Below are 17,992 nucleotides of genomic sequence, written 5' to 3'. Positions count from 1 at the left end.
ACGTGATCAATGCGCGGCGGCGGTCAGCTTCAACGCATCGAGGTCCAGCGTGCCCTCAAAGACGGTGGTGGCAGGGCCGGTCATCATCACCGGTTCGCCCTCGCCAGCCCAGGCGATGGTCAGTTCACCGCCATGCGTGGCCACCTTGACGGGCGAGTCGATCAGACCACGGCGGATGCCGGCCACCACGGCTGCGCAGGCACCGGTGCCGCAGGCGAGCGTCTCGCCCGCGCCGCGCTCGTACACGCGCAGGCGGATCGAATGACGATCGACGATCTGCATGAAGCCCGCATTCACGCGACGCGGGAACACGGCGTGCGACTCGATCAGCGGGCCGTCTTCCAGCACCGGGAAGGCCTCGGTGTCGTGCACCACCTGCACCGCGTGCGGGTTGCCCATGGACACAGTGGAGATCCACTCCGTCCGACCGTTGATCAGCAGGGCGTGCAGCGTATCGCGGCCTTCGGCACATGCGGGCAGGCCATGGGGCAGGAACGGCAGACGCTCGGCTTCGAACACGGGCGCACCCATGTCGACGGTCACCTGGCCGTCGTCCTGCATCGTCAGCGTGGCGATGCCGTTCATGACTTCCACGCGCACGCTGCGCTTGTTGGTCAAACCCCGGTCGGTGACGAACTTGACGAAGCAACGCGCGCCGTTGCCGCAGTGCTCCACCTCGCTGCCGTCGTGGTTGAAGATGCGGTAGCGGAAATCGACGTCAGGGCGCGTTGAACGCTCGACCAGCAACAACTGATCTGCCCCCACGCCAAAGTGGCGGTCGGCAATGGCCGCCCATTGCTCGGGGGTGAAGTCGATCGGGGTCTGGATGCCGTCGAGCACGACAAAGTCGTTGCCCGCGCCGTGCATCTTGGTGAAGTGCAGTTTCACGGTGATAGGCCGCCCAAGGTGACATGGGCGGCAATGAGCATTCGGAAAGCGCCCATTCTAAAGCGAGCCGGCCACGGTTGCCCTCGCCGGCCCCGGCACGTCAGTAAATGCCGGGCATGCCCTCGGGGCGATGCTTGAAGCGCTTGTGCACCCAGTAGTACTCGGTGATGCGCGGGCGAATAGCGTCTTCAAAGAAGGCGTTCATGCGGCGCGTGTCGGCGGTCAGGTCGCCAGTGGGATAGTTCTCCCACGTGGGCAGGATGCGCAGCGCATAACCCTCGTAATTCGGCAGGATCTCCGTGTACATCGGGATGACCTTGGCGCCTGTCATCGACGCCATGCGCGGGATGGCGTTGAGCGTGAGCGCAGGCACACCAAAGAACGGCACGAACTCCGAGTCGCGCTCACCGAAATCCATGTCGGAAATGAGCTGCAGCGCCTCGCCGCGCTTGATGGTGCGCATGATCTGGCGGATGTTCTCGTTGCGCGACACCATGGTCGCGCCAAAGCGGCTGCGCAGGTCCTTGATGGCGTCATCGAGCGCCGGGTTGGCCATGCGCGTGTACAGCGAGCAGCCCGCGTTGCCGGTATTCGTGCGCAGATACTCGGTCAACGCCAGCGCACCGATCTCCACGCCCGACAGGTGCAGCGTGACGAGAATGTGTGGCTGACCATGCAGCGCCGGCAGGTTGGCCTGATCGTCGATCTTGACCACGCGCATCAGGCGCTTTTCCGACGCGAACCAGGCGAATGAGCGCTCGGCAAAGCTGCGGAACACCTTGCGGAAGACCTCGTGCGCCATGGCTTCGCGCTCGGCGTCGGACTTCTCGGGAAAGCACGCGCGCAAGTTGGCCAGCACCACACGGCGGCGGCCATTGGGAATGCGGTACAGCAGCCCGCCCAGGCCCTCGCCAAAACGGGCGACGAAGCCGTACGGGAAGAAGGACAGCAGCCACAGAAAGCCGAGTCCGAGTTTGGCAGAGAAGCGTTCCATAAGTGCAGCAGCCTCAGGCGGCGGGCGGAGCGTCCGCGCCCTTCGGATGCTTGTAGCGGTTATAGCCCCAGAGATATTGCGTCGGTGCCACGGCAATCAACTGTTCAATGGCTGCATTGATGCGGGTGGCGGCTTGCGTTGCGTCTTCGGGCAGATCGCCGATCTCGTGCACGTGCAGGCGATAGCCCGATCCGCGCGGCAGGCGCTCGGCAAACAATGCGACGACGGGCGCACCCGTCAGCCGGTGCAGGCGGTGCACCAGCGTCATCGTATAGGCAGGCTTGCCGAAGAACGGCGCCCACACACCTTCACCGCCGGTGGGTGTCTGGTCGGGCAGGATGCCGACGGCCTCGCCGCGCTTGAGTGCACGCACCAGCATGCGCACGCCACGCGGGTCCGCCGGCGCCATCTGCATGTTCGGCCCCGCGCGCATGGTCTCGATCCAGGCGCGCAGGCTCTCCTTGCGCGGCGGCTTGAACAGCGAGGTGACCGGATGCTCACGTGCGTAGGCCTGCGGCAGGACCTCGAAGCAGCCCAAGTGCGGCGTGAGGAAGATCAAGCCGCGTCCATCTGCGAGCGCACGCTCGACGACCGACCGGCACACATCGAACAGATGTGGGGCAACGTCCGCGCCGTTCTTGCGCACCCAGAAATACGGCATCTCGAAGACCATCCGGCCAGCAGATCGCCCGGCCTCTTTGAGCATGGCGGGCGTGGCGTCCGGATAGGCGTGTCGGAAGTTGGCGATGAGCCGGTCGTGATAGCGGCCGGGCACCTTGGCGGCCAGCGCTCCCAGCCAGCCGCCCAGCGCCTGCAGCGCTGACAGGGGCAAGCGTGAAAACAGCCAGTACAGGAAGGTCATGCGTGCGGTCGCAGCAGTGTGTGTTGGTCGCAGTCGACAGAGGAGCAGGGTCTTGACAGGCCGTGCTGCGGCCCCGAAAAGTGCCGCGTATAATAGCGCGATTCGCCGAGTTAACTGACAACTTGCGGGGCGAATCCTTGGCCGGCCTCAAACCTGGGCAAGGTAGCTAAATACCGCTAAAGCGTCGCCGGCCGTGGCCCAAACGGATTGGCGGCAATAACAATCGCCAATCTGGAGCCAACAGCCGTGTCAAACGACTTCCTCTTCACCTCGGAATCCGTCTCCGAGGGCCATCCCGACAAGGTCGCCGACCAGATTTCCGACGCCATCCTGGACGCCATCCTCGCCCAGGACAAATACGCGCGCGTCGCTGCAGAAACGCTGTGCAACACCGGTCTGGTGGTGCTGGCAGGTGAAATCACCACGTCGGCCAACGTCGACTACATCCAGGTCGCGCGCGAGACCATCAAGCGCATCGGCTACGACAACACCGACTACGGCATCGACTACAAGGGCTGTGCCGTGCTCGTCGCTTACGACAAGCAATCGCCGGACATCGCCCAGGGCGTCGACCGCGCATCGGACGACTACCTCAACCAGGGCGCCGGCGACCAGGGCCTGATGTTCGGCTACGCGTGCGATGAAACGCCCGAGCTGATGCCCTTCCCGATCTACTATGCCCACCGCCTGGTCGAGCGCCAGTCGCAACTGCGCCGCGACGGCCGCCTGCCCTGGCTGCGCCCGGACGCCAAGTCGCAGGTGACGGTGCGCTATGTGGACGGCAAGCCGCACAGCGTGGATACCGTGGTGCTGTCGACCCAGCACGCGCCGGAGATGTCGCAAGAGGCCATCCGCGAAGCCGTGATCGAAGAGATCATCAAGCCGGTCCTGCCCTCGCACATGCTGGCCGACACCAAATACCTGGTGAACCCGACCGGCCGCTTCGTCATCGGTGGCCCGCAGGGCGACTGCGGCCTGACCGGCCGCAAGATCATCGTCGACACGTACGGCGGCGCAGCCCCGCACGGCGGCGGCGCGTTCTCGGGCAAGGACCCGTCGAAGGTCGACCGCTCGGCAGCGTATGCCGCACGCTACGTGGCCAAGAACGTGGTGGCCGCCGGTCTGGCGCGCCAGTGCCAGGTGCAGGTGAGCTATGCAATTGGCGTGGCACGCCCGATCAACATCACCGTGTACACGGAAGGCACGGGCGTGATTCCGGACGAGCAGATCGCCAAGCTCGTGCACGAGCACTTCGACCTGCGTCCGAAGGGCATCGTGCAAATGCTGGACCTGTTGCGCCCGGTCTACGAAAAGACGGCCGCCTACGGCCACTTCGGCCGCGAAGAGCCGGAGTTCAGCTGGGAAGCCACCGACAAGGCCCTGTTGCTGCGCGAAGCGGCCGGCCTGAAGGGCGAGCCGGCCAAGGCATTTGCCTGAGCCAGCGTTGCTGCAAAAACGAAACCGCCCCTCGGGGCGGTTTTTTATTGCGCGTGCAGCGATACGGCGCTCACGGGATCATGCTGAGAATGCCTTCCATCTCGTCAGCAGAAAACGCCCGTAGCGTCTGCGAGCGGACATTGCCTGCTGCCGACAGCGCCAACCCGAAAGCCGTCATGGCCGCGTCGTCCGGCCCCTCACAGATCACGACGAGGTCGTACTGGCCGAGCGTCCAGTAGATCGATTTCATATCGATGCCGGCCGCCTTGGCCAACTCGCGGGCAGCTGCTGCCCGCTTGGTGGTGTCTTTCACGCCGCGGATGCCCTGGTCAGTGAAGTTCAGCAGGGCGAGAAAAGTGGCCATGGTGCGTCTCCTGATCGGCGGGAATCGTGGAGGGACCGCGCGCCGCCGAAACGCGCGGGAAGAAGCCACCTGCAACGAATGCGCCATGCGACGCAACGCCAGCCATTGCGAGCAGGCGGTCCCGACGCGTACTCGGCCGTATGGCCCTGTACTAGCAAAACGGTTTCAGGCGCGATACATCAGCGTGCCCAACAAGAAGAAAGCCGCCCCGAAGGGCGGCCTTTTTGATGCGGGCAACGCGCGTGCGCCTAGGGCTTGGCCACGGCTGCCCGAAACGCAGCGTCGTCCAGCAAGGTACCGACCAACTTGCGGTACAGCGCTTCGTACTGCCCCGCTGCCTGCGGAATCGCAACGGCCCCGATGAAGGACGAATCCCACGACGCCTCCGTGCGCAGCGCGCGGTCATAGCGCACCGTGCCGGCCCGCGTGACCACGAACCGCGCCGCCAGTGCCGCCTTGGCCGTTCCTACCGGTGTCTCAACGGTACTGTCGAGCAGCGTGCCGGTAATCACCGCATCGGAATGCGTATCCAGCAGGCCGGCGGACTGCAGTTCCACACGCAAGGTCTCACGCAGGTATTGGGCGAACGAACCCTCCACCGGCGAGCGCACCATGTTGCTGCGAATGCTGACGCCCTTATCCAGGCTCGCCGACTGCGAAGCGTCGAGCGTGAACTTACCCACCTCAACTGGGCCGATGGCGGGGTTGCCTCCACGCAGTTTCGCGGCGTTCTCGATGGTCGGCTTGGGCGGACTCATCGGCATCTCTGCGCAACCGGCCAGAAGCGAGGCGGCTGCCAGCAACACCACCCACAGCGCGCGCGCCATCACGGAATCAATTGAACGCGGTGTCATAGGACAGATCTTTCAGCGCATTGCTCAGCACGTCACGCGTCATCTTCTGGATCGCATCGAGCACCGATGCCGACTTCTGCGCTCCGGCCGGCGGATTGGCGTTGCCAATCGTGGCATGGATGGCGTGGCGCGCCGTCTTGACAATCGGGGTCGCCTGGCCCGGCGGCAAGTAGCTCACCGTGCAGATATAGCCGTCTGTGACCGCGCTGCCAGCCAGGCCGAAGGTCAGGCCGGTGACGAAGCCCTTGGCGGCTGCATTGTCCGTGAGCGGTACGTTGTTCAGCGTGACGTTCAGCAACCCCACGTTCGGCGTCGGATCCGTCGCCACCTTGGAGAACAAACCGGCGTCCACCACTTCCTTGGCAACCGTGTCCTTCAGCAGCGTGGTGGCACGCGCGTTGGGCGCGCCCTTCGTCTGGAACTCGAAAACCAGTTGCACCGGCTTCGGATCCGCAATCTTCTTCATCTCCGACACCGGCACTTCCTTAGTGGCCGTGTCGACGTAGAAGCTGGTGCACCCTGTCAGCAACGCCGCACCGGTCAGCGTCGCCGCCATGACCATGCGGCGCACGATCGCCCCGCCCCCAAACTTGCTCTTGTTGTTTTGCATACCCTGATTCTTTTGTAGTGGTGTCTTGGATACGTCGGCCGGGCGGTCTGTGCAACGCGTTGATCCGGCTGGCGGCGCCCCGAAAGGCGCGTAACGATGCTATCAGAGCGATGTGCACGTCGCGTCCCTTTCGAAGAGGGGTGACAAGCCATTGAGCAATTCCGGTCAGGCGCGCATGACGCGACCGGGCTACCGTACCGCCTACCCAGGAGCCACGCCATTGACCACCGCCACTGACCACTACCTCACCCGCATGCGCGCCGTTCTCACGCACATCGACGTGCATCTGGAAGACGCGCTGGACGTGGACCAGCTGGCCGAGGTGGCGGCGTTCTCGAAGTACCACTTCCACCGCCAGTTCACGCTGCTGTTCGGCATGAACGTTGGGCGCTACGTGCAGCTGCTGCGCCTCAAGCGCGCCGCACACCAGCTCGCCTATCGCGACGACGCGCGCATCACTGACATCGCGCTGGCCTGCGGGTACGAGGCGCCGGAAGCCTTTGCGCGTGCGTTCCGCAAGCAGGCCGGGCAGTCGCCGTCGGATTTTCGGGCGGCGCCGCAATGGGGCACCTGGGCCACCGATCTACAGGCGCTGCGCGCCCTCAGGAGCGAACACATGCCCGCACAACCGCACACCCATTCCATCGAGATCGTTGAACGCGCAGACGTGCCCGTCGCCGCCATCGAGCACCACGGCTGCCCGGCCCGCCTGGGCGACACCATCCGCACGTTCATCGCTTGGCGCCGTGCGCACCGGCTGCACCCGTCCGTCTCGGCCACCTACAACATCGTCTACAACAGCCCCGACGACGTGCCGCCCGAAGACTTCCGCATGGACATCTGCGCCGCCGCGCAGGCACCGGTGGAACCCAACACCGCCGGCGTCATCGCCAAAACACTCGCGGGTGGCCGCTACGCCGTGCTGCGCCACACGGGCTCGGACGACACGCTCGACCAGAGCGTCGCCACCCTCTACGCCGAATGGCTGCCCGCCAGCGGCGAGGAACCGCGCGATGCGCCATTGCTGTTTCAGCGCGTGCGCTTCTACCCCGACGTGCCCGAACACGAGGCCATCACAGACATTCTGTTGCCACTGAAGTGACACGGCGGGCACCCGCGCGTTATGTCACAGCGTGATAGAATTTGCGGCTGCATTCTTCCTGCATTTCTCTGTCTTGGTGAGGCCTGGTCTGGGCAATCGCCGTGTGACCACGCTTGACCATGTCTGCCCCGCCGTCCTCCCGCGCCTCATTCGCCCGCTGGCTCCACAGCTTCGTCCCCGCCCCCGTGACGGTGCGCTGGCGCGAGCGCGCGCGCTCGGCCGTGGGCGCGCTGGTCGGCATTCTCTTTACCGGCACGATGATGAAGCTCGTGCCCGGCGCCGCCACGCTGATCCCCCTGCTGGTCGCGCCGATGGGCGCCTCGGCCGTGCTGCTGTTTGCGGTGCCGGCCAGCCCGCTGGCACAGCCGTGGTCCATCATCGGCGGCAACCTGGTGGCAGCCACGGTGGGCGTGACGTGCGCACTGCTGGTGAAAGACCCGGTAGTGGCCTCGGCGCTGGCAGTGTCGATTGCCATTGCCGGCATGTTTGCGCTGCGCTGCGTGCACCCGCCCTCGGGCGCGGTGGCGTTGACCGCCGTGATTGGCGGGCCGGCCGTGCACGCGCTGGGGTACGAATTCGTGCTGGAGCCGATCCTGATCCAGTCTGCGCTGCTGCTGGTGGGCGCGCTGGTGTACCACGCTGTCACCGGCCACCGGTATCCGCACGCGCAACGCCTGCCTGCCGCTGAACGTGCGCCCACCGCCGGCGGCTTCACCCGCGCCGACATCGTCGCCGCGCTGCGCCGCCAGAGCGAACTGCTCGACATCGACCCCGAAGACATCGAAGCCGTGCTGCGCGAGATGCAGCTCCAGGCCTACACGCGCACCTTCCACGCGCTCACCTGCGCCGACATCATGTCGCAGCCGGTGATTGCCGCCACGCCCGGCACGTCGATCCCGCGGGCGCTGCAACTGCTGCGGCAACACAGCATCAAGGCGTTGCCGGTGGTGGATGACCAGCGCCGCATCGTCGGCATCGTCACCCGGGCGGATCTGCTGGGCCTGGCCCCGCGCGATCTGCGCCAGACGCTGCGCCATTGGTTCAGCATCGGCGCACTCACGCCGGCACGCGTGGCCGACCACATGAAGACGCGCGTGCAAACCATCGCGGCGTCTGCGCCCATGTCGGAACTCGTGCCGATGTTTGCCCATGCGGGGCACCACCACATTCCGGTGCTTGATGCCGACGGCAAGCTTGCGGGCATCATCACCGAGTCGGACCTGGTGGGCGGGCTGTACCGTCAGGCGACGATCCAGCCGCCGGCCGCCTGAGCGGCCACATCACACAACCTCAGGTCGCGTCGATCGGCAACGCGCGGAACACATCGAGCTGCTCCGCCGCCGCCGAGAACGCCGCCACGCGCGGGTAGCTTGCCGCCGGCACGCGATCGGCCACCATCAACTGGATAAAGCCCCAGGCCACGGCGGTCGTCACGCCCGCTTGCGTCAGCGCACCCGCCTCTGCGGGCGGCGGCGCATCCTTCCACTCCGCTTCCAGCGCCTCCAGCGCGGCGAGCAGTTGACCGTGCACACGGTCCACCCACGGCGCGTGCACCTTCTCGGTCGGGCGCAGGTTGTGCTCGTAGACGATCTGCACGGCCTTTTCGCACGCCGCCAGCGCCAGACCCACCACGCGCAGCGCGTGCTGGCGTGCGGGCACGTTGGCGGGCATCAGGCTGCGCCCCGCCACGGCCTCTGCGTAATCGATGATGAGCGTGGAATCCATCAGCACCGTGCCGTCATCGCACACCAGCGTGGGCGCCTTCACCACGGGGTTGATCTCGTGAAAGCGGTCGAACTGCCGAAAGACCGACACCGACGCATGCTCGAACGGCAGGCCAAGCAGCTTGAGCGAAATCGCGGTACGGCGCACGTAGGGGGAATCAAGCATGCCGATCAGCTTCATGGGGTCTCCTGGGTAGATGTGGATGACGTAGATGGCTCGATGCCCATGATAAGCAGCCGCGCTGGCGCATCTAAGCGGTTTCCATCCAAAATCAGGGTTCCTTACCGATGAATCATCGGTCACATCTTTCCCAGTACCTCAACCCGCCATGCCCCTCGACAAGAAAGACTGGCTGATCCTCGAAGCCCTGCAGACCGACGCCCGCCAGAGTCTCGCTGCCCTGGGCAAACGCATCGGCCTGTCGCAGCCGGCCATGAGCGAGCGCGTGCGCAAGCTGGAAGACGCCGGCGTGATCGAGGGCTACGGCGCCCGCGTCAACCTGCGCCGCATCGGCATCGGGCTGCAGGCCTATATCCACATCGAGACCACCCACGCGCACGTCCGCCAGTACATCAAGCTGTTCGAGGAGATGCCCGAGGTGCTGGAAGCCAGCCGCGTGACCGGGCAACACTGCTTTATCGTGCGCTGCGCGATTGCCGAGCCGGGTGACCTGGAGCGCGTGGTCGACAGCCTGGCCCGGCACGGCTCGGTGACGACCTCGCTGGTGTTGTCCAACCCGGTGGCCAAGGCGGTGACGGTTAGCGCCGGCAAGATGCCGGGGCGCGGCAAGTCGACTTGATTGGCACCTGGCTGTCACAAACCCCACGCCTGCTCCGTCTAGGGAATACGATCCCTAGACGACACCACCCAGACCATGACCCCATCCACGCGCACTGACACCGAAGACACCGCCTTCACCGCTGCCCGCCCGCGCCTGTTTGCCATTGCCTACCGCATGCTCGGCACGCGCGCCGATGCGGAAGACGTGCTGCAGGACGCGTGGATGCGCTGGCACCAGACCGACCAATCCGCACTGCAATCGGCCGAGGCGTGGCTGGTGACGGTGGTGACGCGGTTGTCGATCGACCGCCTGCGCGCTGCCAAGGCCGAGCGCGAGACCTACGTGGGCTGGTGGCTGCCCGAGCCGTTGGTGGAAGTGGAATCCAACGCCCCCACGCCCGAGAGCGCCGTGGAGTTGGCGGGCGATCTGTCGATGGCGCTGCTGTGGGTGCTGGAACGCCTTTCGCCCGAAGAGCGCGCGGCCTTCCTGATGCGCCAGGTGTTCGACCAAGACTATGCAGAGATTGCCGCCCTGCTGGGCAAGAGCGAAGCCGCCTGCCGGCAGATGGTGCACCGCGCGTCAGACCGCGTGCAGCAGGATCGCCCGCGCTTTGATGTGTCCGACGATGCGCACCGCGACTTGCTGGAACGCTTTGCCGAGGCCTCACGCAGCGGCCAGCGTGACGCCATCCGCGCGCTGCTGGCTGATGACGCGCACCTGGTGGGCGACGGCGGCGGCAAGGTGCCCTCATTCACGCGCATCATTCAAGACGCCGAGCAGATCACCAAGATCTACTGCGAACTCGTCCGCGCCATGGGCAACATCCGCTACCAGCACGCCCGCGTCAACGGCGCGCCAGGCCTGCTGCGCTACGTGGATGACAAGCTGGAATCGGCGCAATCGTTCGTCATCGAGAACGGCCGCATCGTCGCCATCTACGTGGTGCGCAATCCGGACAAGCTGGCGCACATCACCGCCTGAAAAAAAGTTTGAGAAAGTTCGGCCGGACCTGTCACAACCCGGCCGAGCGAGGCGTCTTAAGGGTATGGAGCGACGCAAAACACAGCCTGCGATTGCTCCAGGTAACCAACCCAACCCCCAGGAGCCTCTCATGTCGCAAGCACCTCGCGTTGCCTACTACCAACTCGCCCCGAAAGCCTTCAACAACCTGCTGAACCTGTCGAACGGCCTGCGCCGTGACCTGCTGGGCGCAAAGCTGGTTGACCTCGTCCTGCTGCGCGTGTCGCAGATCAACGGTTGCGCGTTCTGCATCGACATGCACTGGAGCGACCTGATCAAGATGGGCGAAGACCCGCGCCACCTGAACGCCGTGGCCGGCTGGCGCGAAGCGCCGTTCTTTACCGAGCGCGAACGCGCTGCGCTGCGCTGGGCCGAGCTGGTCACCAACACGCCGCACAGCGACGCCAGCGATGACGAGTTCGCCAAGTTGCGCGAGCACTTCAGCGATGAGGAGATTGCCGAGCTGAGCTTCGTGATCGTCACCATCAACAGCTGGAACCTGCTGAACGTGAGCCTGCGCAACCCGGTGCCGGCCAAGGGGTACGTGGCGGCCGCGTAAGACGGCGAGTCTGTATGCGGCGCCTGTGTGCGCACACGGGCGCCGCTGCTCTGCCGCCTCCTGCTACACCTGCAGGAAGCGCACCATCAGCACTTCATCTGCATAGCCGGCGGCCGACTTGAGCGCGCGCGGCTCGATGCCGTAGGTATCAAACCCACAGCGCTGGTATAGCGCGAGCGCTGCCGCGTTGGTATGCACCACCGACAGCGTGAGCTGTTCCACCACCCCCGTGGCCGCCGCCACGATGCCATCCACCAGCGCCGTGCCCACCCCGCGCCCACGCACCTCGGGGGCCACATAGAAGCCCCACACGAAACCCTTGTGCGCATCCTTGGCGCCGGTCTGCTGTTTGAAGCCGACCATGCCGACGATGCGTGCACCGTCATACGCGCCCAGCACGGTGGTTGTGGTCAGCCGCTGGGCGAATGCCGCCAGCGGAAGGCCCGCCTCTGCCTCATACGTTGAACCGAATGCCTCCGGCGAATCCTGCAGCGCAGCGAGGCGAATGGCGCGGTAGTCGGCTGCATCGGCCAGTGCGAGTTGACGAACGACGATGGTGTTGGACATGGCTGGCAAGGCAAGCAAATGATGCATGCCAGTATCACTCCAAACGCTTGCACCGGCGTGCAGCGCACGTTCCCGTCCATGAAGCCGATGGCTTCGTCGGTCAATTGGCCTATGTCGATGTGCTCGCTCGGGTTTCTATGCTTCCGGAAAACGCGAGTCCATACACGCATTCAGAACGGGGGGAGCCATGGCCGAGCTGTCAATCGCCCAAGCGAAACGCATCAACCGTGCGCAAGCGCAACCGATGCCCGCACCAATTCCACCGACTGCTCACAAGCCCTCGCACGGCGTGCACGGTGCAGCGTTAGTGATGGCTGCCACGCTATCGATCGGCCTTACGGCCTGTGGCGGTGGTGGCGATGCCTCGCCGCCGGCCAACCCGCCGAGCAGCAACGTCGCGCCGGCCCCTACGCCCGCGCCCGTGCCCACTCCTACGCCCGCACCCGCACCCGCGCCTACTCCAGCTCCTGCACCGGCGCCCACCTTTGGCGTGGGCGGCACGGTCAGTGGCCTGGCCGCAGGCAAATCCGTCACGCTGCTGGACAACGGCGGCGATGCCGTTGTCGTCAGCGCCAACGGCAACTTCCACTTCCCGACCAAGCTTGCGCAGGGCAAGCCGTACGCTGCCACGGTGGGCACACGGCCAGTGGGTGAGAACTGCACCGTCACCAACGGCAGCGGCACCGTGGGCACGGCCAACGTGACCAACATTGCCGTGGCCTGCACGCTCAAGCCGCTGTTTGGCTATGCGGTCAATTCCATTGACGGCACCATCTCCGCCTTCACGCTGGACGCCACTACCGGCATGCCCACGGCCATCGGCACGGCTGTGACCGTGGGGCTCGGGCCGCTGTCGCTCACCATCGACCCGGCGGGCAAGTTCGTCTACGTGGCCAACGCCAATGGCAACACCATCACCACGCTGTCGATCGACCCGAACACCGGGCTGCTGACGGTGGTGGGCACGCCCACGGCCACCGGTGCGCAGCCGTTCAGCATTACGCGCACGCCCAACGGCAAGTTTGCATACACCGCCAACTATGGGGACAACACGCTCAGCGCGTTCTCGGTCAACACGGGCACAGGTGCGCTGACAACGCTGGCGGGCGTTCCTGCTGGCGCCAACCCGTACACCGTCACCATCAACAGCGCTGGCACCTTCGCCTATGTGGTGAACGCCAACAGCGGCGGCACGGTGGGCACGGCCATGGCATTTGCCATCAACAACACCACAGGCGCCTTCACGCAGGTAGGCACCACAGTGAACACCGGCAACACACCGCAGTTCATTGCGGTCAACCCGGCAGGCACCCTGGCGTACGTGGCCAACTCGGCGGATAGCACGATCGGCATCTACAGCATCAGCAATACCGGCGCACTCACGGCGTCGGGCACGCCAGTGTCGACGGGTGCCAACAGCAATCCGTTCTACATGGCGATCTCGCCGTCGGGCGGCTTCCTGTATGAGGCCAATGTACTGAGCAACAACGTGAACGTGTTCTCGATCAACGCAGCCAATGGTGCGCTCGCGCTGGTGCAGACCGTCACGACAGGTACCGACCCGGTCACGATCCTGATCAACCCGACGGGTACCTTTGCCTACGTGGTGAACGCCGTTGACAACACGGTTGTGGCGTACAGCATCGATGCCACCACCGGCAAGCTGACCGCGGTGACAAGCGGCTCGGCTGCCACCGGCAACATCCCGCGTGGGATGGCGATTGTGGCAGTGCCGTGAGGTCGGTCGGGTGACTCAGTCAGGCGGCTGCCCGGAGCCCCTTGCTTGTGCGAGGGGCTTCGTCTTTTTGAGCGGCGCTCAATGCAGCATCTCCGGCGCCGGACACATTCACGCCCGATCAGCCGCCGGTGACCGTGATGCCCTCATGCGCAAGCTCGATCAACTCCACCATCACGTCGTCATGGTCGGCCTGCGCGTTCACGCCGGTCACCTTCGTCGGCCAGGCGCTCTGCAGCGTCCACGTCATCGCCTGCTTGTGCTGCGCGTCGAGCAGTTTGATCGTCACCGTCTGGCGCTGGATGGTGTTCGCCTGGATTTGTGCGTACCACGCCCAGAAGGTGCTGTCCTTGACGAAGATGCCCCGCTTGAGCGTGACGTGACCGTCCTGGGAGACACCCGGCACCTTGATTTTCGGAAACGATTTGGCGTTGTTTGCGCGGTATTCGATCGACTCTGTCTGCACGTCCAGGCCGCTGACCTCCAGAAACGGCATGTCTTTCATGCCGCCAATGTCGACCAAGAAAACCAACACCGCCGGCGGCTGCGGAATCTCTTTGGATTGGTCGGGCATGGTGGAGTCTCCTGAGTGTCAATCGTTACCACTGCACGTGCACCGGCTGCGGCATCCAAGCAAACTTGACGATGTTGAACGACCACGGCAGCGAAGAGAGGAAGACGTCGGCCCTCGTCCGTTGCACATTCAACTGCCAGGCGGTGCCGGCGCCCGATTGCGTCAGGCGCCCATCGCGCATCAGGAAGGTTGCGCGCAGGGCATCAATGGAGGCGTGGCGCAGCCTGTCCCAATGCTGCGTGACGGCGTGCAGCAGCGAGTGATTCAGCTCGAGCTCTTGCTCGGTCGGCGCATCGTTGGTGGGCTGGAGCGCGGTGGATAGCGCCACGCCGCACATGACCTTGGCCAACGGCAACACGGTTTCATCCTCCACCCACTGGCCGCTTGCCAGCAGATGCACCAGGCGCACCGCACGATGGCTGGCGGCCGCATCGACAAACTGCCCATCGCGCACCGCCAGGCTGCACCTTTCAAAGTAGAGCGGCAGAAACGGGCAGAGCAGCACCGCCCCTGCGTTGGAGACCGGGATGGGGACTGCGTTGTCGTTCATATCGGGGCGAATGAGGTTGTCTGTCGTCATGGGTATACCTCGTCAGGAACGCACCATCTGCTGTGCGAACGTGAGCACGATGAACTCGGCCGGCCGCACCAGCGCGATTTGCACCGACACCCGCATCGTGCCGTTGAGGATGTCTTCGCTCGTCATGGTGGTGCCCAGACCAACGCTGACCGAGAACGCAGCGGATGGTTTGGCCCCCTGGAGCACCCCGTCCTTCCACTGGGCGGTGAGGAATGCGCTGATGACACGCGTGACTGCGAACCAAGTCTGATTGTCATTGGGCGCGAAGCTGTAGGTCTGCACGGCGGCCTTGATTGACTGCTCCAACATGATGAGCGTGCGGCGCACGCTGATGTAGCGGAGGTCATCCGCGTTGCCATCCAGCGTGCGTGCGCCCCAGACGCGCGTGCCGTAGCCCTGAAACGTGCGGATGGCGTTAACGGCCTTGCCGTCTGGCGGCGTGTTCAAGTCTTCCTGGTCTGTGTCGCTCAATCGGACTGCCGGTGACGCCACACCAAGCGGCACGATGTTTGCGGGGGAGACAAACACGCCACGCGTGCTGTCTACCGTGCAATAGACGCCCGCCATCGCCCCACTGGGCGGCAGCAGGTTCACGCGGGCCTGGATGTCTTGCATCACCTGCCGATAGATCGCCAGTGACGCAACCAGTTGTTGGTCAGCCGCCGTTGCCTGCACGGCCGGCATGTCATGCGACAGGCTGGCAATGATTTGCGTGAGCACCTGAAGCTGGACCGCCATGGCGGGTTGCCCGGCACACAGGGTATCGACATCACGCTGCAGCCGCGCCTGAAACGCCGGCAACGACTCCGGCGTAATCGCGCGGAAATCCACCCCACCCAGCACCGTCGTGTTGAGCCACGGGTAATAGGCGGCCCCGTAGCTAAGGCCATCTGAACCCACCGACGCCCGGAAGGCCGCAATCTGGTCTTGCGCACCGGTGCCGCGCGGCGCATCGCCCCTGGGCACATCGAGAATGGCAAAGCGGTTCTGCAACTTGGCGCAGTGCGCGAGCGCCTGCGCCGGATACGCGCTGGCCACATCCGCGCCCAGGCTTGCGACATCCGGCGCCACCACCAGCGTCACATCCTGCACCTGCTCCAGCTCGGCAAGCGCCGCCGCAAAGTCACTCACATGCGGCGTGGCCACATACGACCCCACCGACATCACGAAGCAAGGCACGCCGCCATTGGCGAAGTACAACTGCAAGCTGGCATGCAGCACAAACCGGTGCGGATACTGCAGCACGTACCCACCATTGGACAGATCCGCCAGATCTGCATACGTGAACGCCAGCGGCGGCGGCCCGCCAAACTGCGCTTCGTAGTCCGCCATGGAGGCAGCCCGCACCAGCTCGCCCGTGGCAACGGCCTTTTCTGTATAGCCAAGGAAAGCCGGCACCGCTGTGGGCACCGGTACGACGCTGGTCTCGCCCGCAGTGGGCTCCGGGATATACACACCAGGGGTTTTGTATTGCATCGTCAGTCAGGCGCCTTCCAGCGCGTTGGGGTGAGAGAGGGACTGCCCTGCCAACCGCCTTGCTAACCGCCGATCATCACCGTCATGCAGCCCAGCAGGATGGTGCCGCCATGGGCCGTGGGATCCCCCATGCGCGCGGCGGGCCTGCCGCCGATCAGGACGGTGGACGAGCCCTGGATGATGGAATCTGGCGGGCCAACACAGACCGCCGTATCCCCCACCACGGCCGCCGGCATGCTGCCGATCAGCACAGTCGGCACGCCGGGCCCGGTAACGGGGCCGCCCACGTGTGGGATGGGGGGCAGGCCCGGCGTCACCATCGGGCACTGGTGGAAATCGGTCATACGTGCGGCAGCAGGCATGGCGGCTCCGGTGGCAACGTTAGAACGGTTGGGGTATCAGTTGATCATGACCATGCCGCCGCGTACGGTGGTCGTTGCGCCACCGCTCAGCTCGGCTGTCATGTTGCTGGTGGCCTTGAGCGCCACCTCCGCCTGCGCGGTGATGTTCATCCCGCCAATGGACACATCACTCCCCTGTGCCCGCACCGACACGCCTTGTACGGCGTCCAACTTGAGCGCGCCACCGGCCTGGATGGTGACGTTGCCGGAGCTGCGCAGCGTGATGCCCTCGGGCGCCAGGGTCACCTGGTTGTTGCTGACATCCTGCAGGGTCACGCTGCGGGCCGTATCGTCCAGCGTGATGCGCTGGCCGCCGGGTGTGCTGATGCGGATGACCTTGGCCTCGTCATCAAACTCGATGCTCAACCGCGTGCGCGTGACGATGGTTTTACTGATGCTGTGCTCACCCGCCGCTTGCTGCGTTGCTGGCCCTGCGCCTTCGTGTGACATGCCCTTGTCTCCTGAGGTCAAACCGTTGCACCGATCGAATGGAACGCACTAATCGAGAATGAAATCCTGCGCGCGCCTGGGGCGCTCCAGACTCGGCTCGCCCATCATGTCGCGCACTGCGTCTTCAATCATGACGGACAGCGCGTTGAGCGCGAGGTCGTTGTCTTCCAGGCCGAACGGGTCTTCCAGCTGCGAGGCGATGGCCTCGTGCGCCATGAAGGTGTACGCCACAAACACTGAGAACACCGGCGTGAAATTGCCGATGCTTTCCACCAGCCCAAACGGCAGCGCCGCGCAGAAGAAATACACCGTGCGCTGGATCATGACCGAATACGCAAACGGCAGCGGCGTGGAAGCAATGCGCTCGCACCCGCCGATCACGTTGGACAGCTCATTCAGGTTGCGGTCAAACGCCAGCGCGGCGTAGGCGTCCAAGACCCCGTCCTGCGTGCGACGCTGCACCCACTCCCCCAGCCACTGCACGAGGGCGATGGGCCGGTAGCGCGCAGCCATCACGCGCTCGAACAGCGGAGCGGGCAAGCGGGCGGCCAAGTCTGCACGCGCATCGGTATGGCGCAACTGGTGGCGCAGCGCATGCGGCAGCGCGCCCAGCACCTGCGCGAACTCGCGTACGTCGGCATCGGCCACGCCGCCGTTCGGGCCATCGCCACGCGGCAACGTGCGTGCCTGACGCATGAGCGAGCGCGAATCATTGAGCAACTGGCCCCAGAGCTTGCGGGCCTCCCAATAGCGGTCGTAACTGGCGTTGTTGCGGAAACCCAGGAACACCGCCAGCGCAATGCCGATGAGCGAGAACGGCGTGGTGCTCAGGTTGACGGCAATCGGCAGCCAATGCGCATGCACCGCCATGGCCACCAGCGAGATGCAGAGGATCAGGAACAGGCGCGGCAGAAGCTGCGGCAGAACGGAGCCGCGCCACGCGATCAGCATGCGGAACCAGTGCAGGTGTGGGCGGACGACCATGGTGGGCGAGGCAGAGGCGGGAGTGCGGA

At 65.2% G+C, this 17,992-nt stretch carries 21 protein-coding genes; 7 read left to right on the top strand and 14 right to left on the bottom strand.

What is annotated here, in order from left to right:
* Positions 1–6: 6 nt before the first annotated feature.
* From dapF to PI87_RS08925, 3 genes are all read right to left on the bottom strand, one after another.
* Positions 7–888: a diaminopimelate epimerase gene (gene dapF / locus PI87_RS08935; protein ID WP_039597342.1), complete on the bottom strand. Its 882-nt coding sequence runs from the start codon at positions 886–888 to the stop codon at positions 7–9.
* Between the two features lie 100 nt (positions 889–988).
* Positions 989–1,882, bottom strand: coding sequence for a lipid A biosynthesis lauroyl acyltransferase (locus tag PI87_RS08930; protein WP_039597341.1), 894 nt, complete (start codon positions 1,880–1,882; stop codon positions 989–991).
* A 13-nt stretch (positions 1,883–1,895) separates the two neighbouring features.
* The gene (locus PI87_RS08925) at positions 1,896–2,744 is read right to left on the bottom strand and encodes a lysophospholipid acyltransferase family protein (protein WP_039597340.1); all 849 of its coding nucleotides are present in this window, start codon (positions 2,742–2,744) and stop codon (positions 1,896–1,898) included.
* 246 nt (positions 2,745–2,990) lie between these two features.
* Here PI87_RS08925 and metK point away from each other — a divergent pair, with 246 nt between their 5' ends.
* Positions 2,991–4,181 (top strand): methionine adenosyltransferase, encoded by a 1,191-nt coding sequence (gene metK / locus PI87_RS08920; RefSeq protein ID WP_039597339.1) that lies wholly within the window; start codon positions 2,991–2,993, stop codon positions 4,179–4,181.
* Between the two features lie 70 nt (positions 4,182–4,251).
* On the opposite strand, the gene PI87_RS08915 is transcribed toward metK, so the two are convergent.
* The 3 genes from PI87_RS08915 to PI87_RS08905 all read right to left on the bottom strand — a co-directional run bounded on the left by PI87_RS08915 (position 4,252) and on the right by PI87_RS08905 (position 6,009).
* Complete coding sequence (locus tag PI87_RS08915) at positions 4,252–4,545, bottom strand: GYD domain-containing protein (protein WP_039597338.1); 294 nt, start codon at positions 4,543–4,545, stop codon at positions 4,252–4,254.
* A 248-nt stretch (positions 4,546–4,793) separates the two neighbouring features.
* Positions 4,794–5,399 (bottom strand): hypothetical protein, encoded by a 606-nt coding sequence (locus PI87_RS08910; protein WP_232313963.1) that lies wholly within the window; start codon positions 5,397–5,399, stop codon positions 4,794–4,796.
* Positions 5,380–6,009: a hypothetical protein gene (locus PI87_RS08905; protein ID WP_052321457.1), complete on the bottom strand. Its 630-nt coding sequence runs from the start codon at positions 6,007–6,009 to the stop codon at positions 5,380–5,382. The genes PI87_RS08910 and PI87_RS08905 overlap by 20 nt, the downstream gene beginning before the upstream one ends.
* 220 nt (positions 6,010–6,229) lie before the next feature.
* Between PI87_RS08905 and PI87_RS08900 the strand changes: the two genes are divergently transcribed.
* The gene (locus PI87_RS08900) at positions 6,230–7,111 is read left to right on the top strand and encodes an AraC family transcriptional regulator (protein WP_039597337.1); all 882 of its coding nucleotides are present in this window, start codon (positions 6,230–6,232) and stop codon (positions 7,109–7,111) included.
* 119 nt (positions 7,112–7,230) lie between these two features.
* Positions 7,231–8,382: an HPP family protein gene (locus tag PI87_RS08895; protein ID WP_039597336.1), complete on the top strand. Its 1,152-nt coding sequence runs from the start codon at positions 7,231–7,233 to the stop codon at positions 8,380–8,382.
* A 19-nt stretch (positions 8,383–8,401) separates the two neighbouring features.
* On the opposite strand, the gene PI87_RS08890 is transcribed toward PI87_RS08895, so the two are convergent.
* Positions 8,402–9,016 carry a glutathione S-transferase gene (locus tag PI87_RS08890; RefSeq protein WP_039597335.1) on the bottom strand — a complete coding sequence of 205 codons (615 nt, stop codon included), beginning with the start codon at positions 9,014–9,016 and terminating at the stop codon, positions 8,402–8,404.
* A gap of 148 nt (positions 9,017–9,164) precedes the next feature.
* Between PI87_RS08890 and PI87_RS08885 the strand changes: the two genes are divergently transcribed.
* The 3 genes from PI87_RS08885 (at position 9,165) to PI87_RS08875 (ending at position 11,196) form a co-directional block, all read left to right on the top strand.
* Entirely contained in the window at positions 9,165–9,635 is a 471-nt protein-coding gene (locus tag PI87_RS08885) for an Lrp/AsnC family transcriptional regulator (RefSeq protein ID WP_039597334.1), read from the top strand.
* Between the two features lie 75 nt (positions 9,636–9,710).
* On the top strand, positions 9,711–10,598 hold the full coding sequence (locus PI87_RS08880) for an RNA polymerase sigma-70 factor (RefSeq protein WP_039597333.1): 888 nt from the start codon (positions 9,711–9,713) through the stop codon (positions 10,596–10,598).
* Between the two features lie 130 nt (positions 10,599–10,728).
* Entirely contained in the window at positions 10,729–11,196 is a 468-nt protein-coding gene (locus PI87_RS08875) for a carboxymuconolactone decarboxylase family protein (RefSeq protein ID WP_039597332.1), read from the top strand.
* A gap of 63 nt (positions 11,197–11,259) precedes the next feature.
* Here the strand turns inward: PI87_RS08875 and PI87_RS08870 are convergent, their stop codons facing one another.
* On the bottom strand, positions 11,260–11,790 hold the full coding sequence (locus PI87_RS08870; RefSeq protein WP_052321456.1) for a GNAT family N-acetyltransferase: 531 nt from the start codon (positions 11,788–11,790) through the stop codon (positions 11,260–11,262).
* Between the two features lie 160 nt (positions 11,791–11,950).
* On the opposite strand from PI87_RS08870, the gene PI87_RS08865 reads away from it, so the two are divergent.
* Positions 11,951–13,501: a lactonase family protein gene (locus tag PI87_RS08865; RefSeq protein WP_039597331.1), complete on the top strand. Its 1,551-nt coding sequence runs from the start codon at positions 11,951–11,953 to the stop codon at positions 13,499–13,501.
* 118 nt (positions 13,502–13,619) lie between these two features.
* On the opposite strand, the gene PI87_RS08860 is transcribed toward PI87_RS08865, so the two are convergent.
* The 6 genes from PI87_RS08860 to PI87_RS08835 all read right to left on the bottom strand — a co-directional run bounded on the left by PI87_RS08860 (position 13,620) and on the right by PI87_RS08835 (position 17,963).
* The gene (locus PI87_RS08860; protein ID WP_039597330.1) at positions 13,620–14,072 is read right to left on the bottom strand and encodes a phage tail protein; all 453 of its coding nucleotides are present in this window, start codon (positions 14,070–14,072) and stop codon (positions 13,620–13,622) included.
* A 25-nt stretch (positions 14,073–14,097) separates the two neighbouring features.
* Entirely contained in the window at positions 14,098–14,652 is a 555-nt protein-coding gene (locus tag PI87_RS08855; RefSeq protein ID WP_039597329.1) for a contractile injection system tape measure protein, read from the bottom strand.
* Between the two features lie 12 nt (positions 14,653–14,664).
* On the bottom strand, positions 14,665–16,128 hold the full coding sequence (locus PI87_RS08850) for a phage tail sheath family protein (RefSeq protein ID WP_039597328.1): 1,464 nt from the start codon (positions 16,126–16,128) through the stop codon (positions 14,665–14,667).
* A gap of 62 nt (positions 16,129–16,190) precedes the next feature.
* Entirely contained in the window at positions 16,191–16,490 is a 300-nt protein-coding gene (locus PI87_RS08845; RefSeq protein ID WP_039597327.1) for a PAAR domain-containing protein, read from the bottom strand.
* Between the two features lie 36 nt (positions 16,491–16,526).
* Entirely contained in the window at positions 16,527–16,979 is a 453-nt protein-coding gene (locus tag PI87_RS08840; protein WP_039597326.1) for a hypothetical protein, read from the bottom strand.
* Positions 16,980–17,027: 48 nt separating this feature from the next.
* The gene (locus PI87_RS08835; RefSeq protein ID WP_039597325.1) at positions 17,028–17,963 is read right to left on the bottom strand and encodes a bestrophin family protein; all 936 of its coding nucleotides are present in this window, start codon (positions 17,961–17,963) and stop codon (positions 17,028–17,030) included.
* Between the last annotated feature and the right edge of the window lie 29 nt (positions 17,964–17,992).

Source organism: Ralstonia sp. A12, assembly GCF_000801955.1.
Lineage (GTDB): Bacteria > Pseudomonadota > Gammaproteobacteria > Burkholderiales > Burkholderiaceae > Ralstonia.
This window is presented reverse-complemented; position numbering and strand designations above follow the sequence as displayed.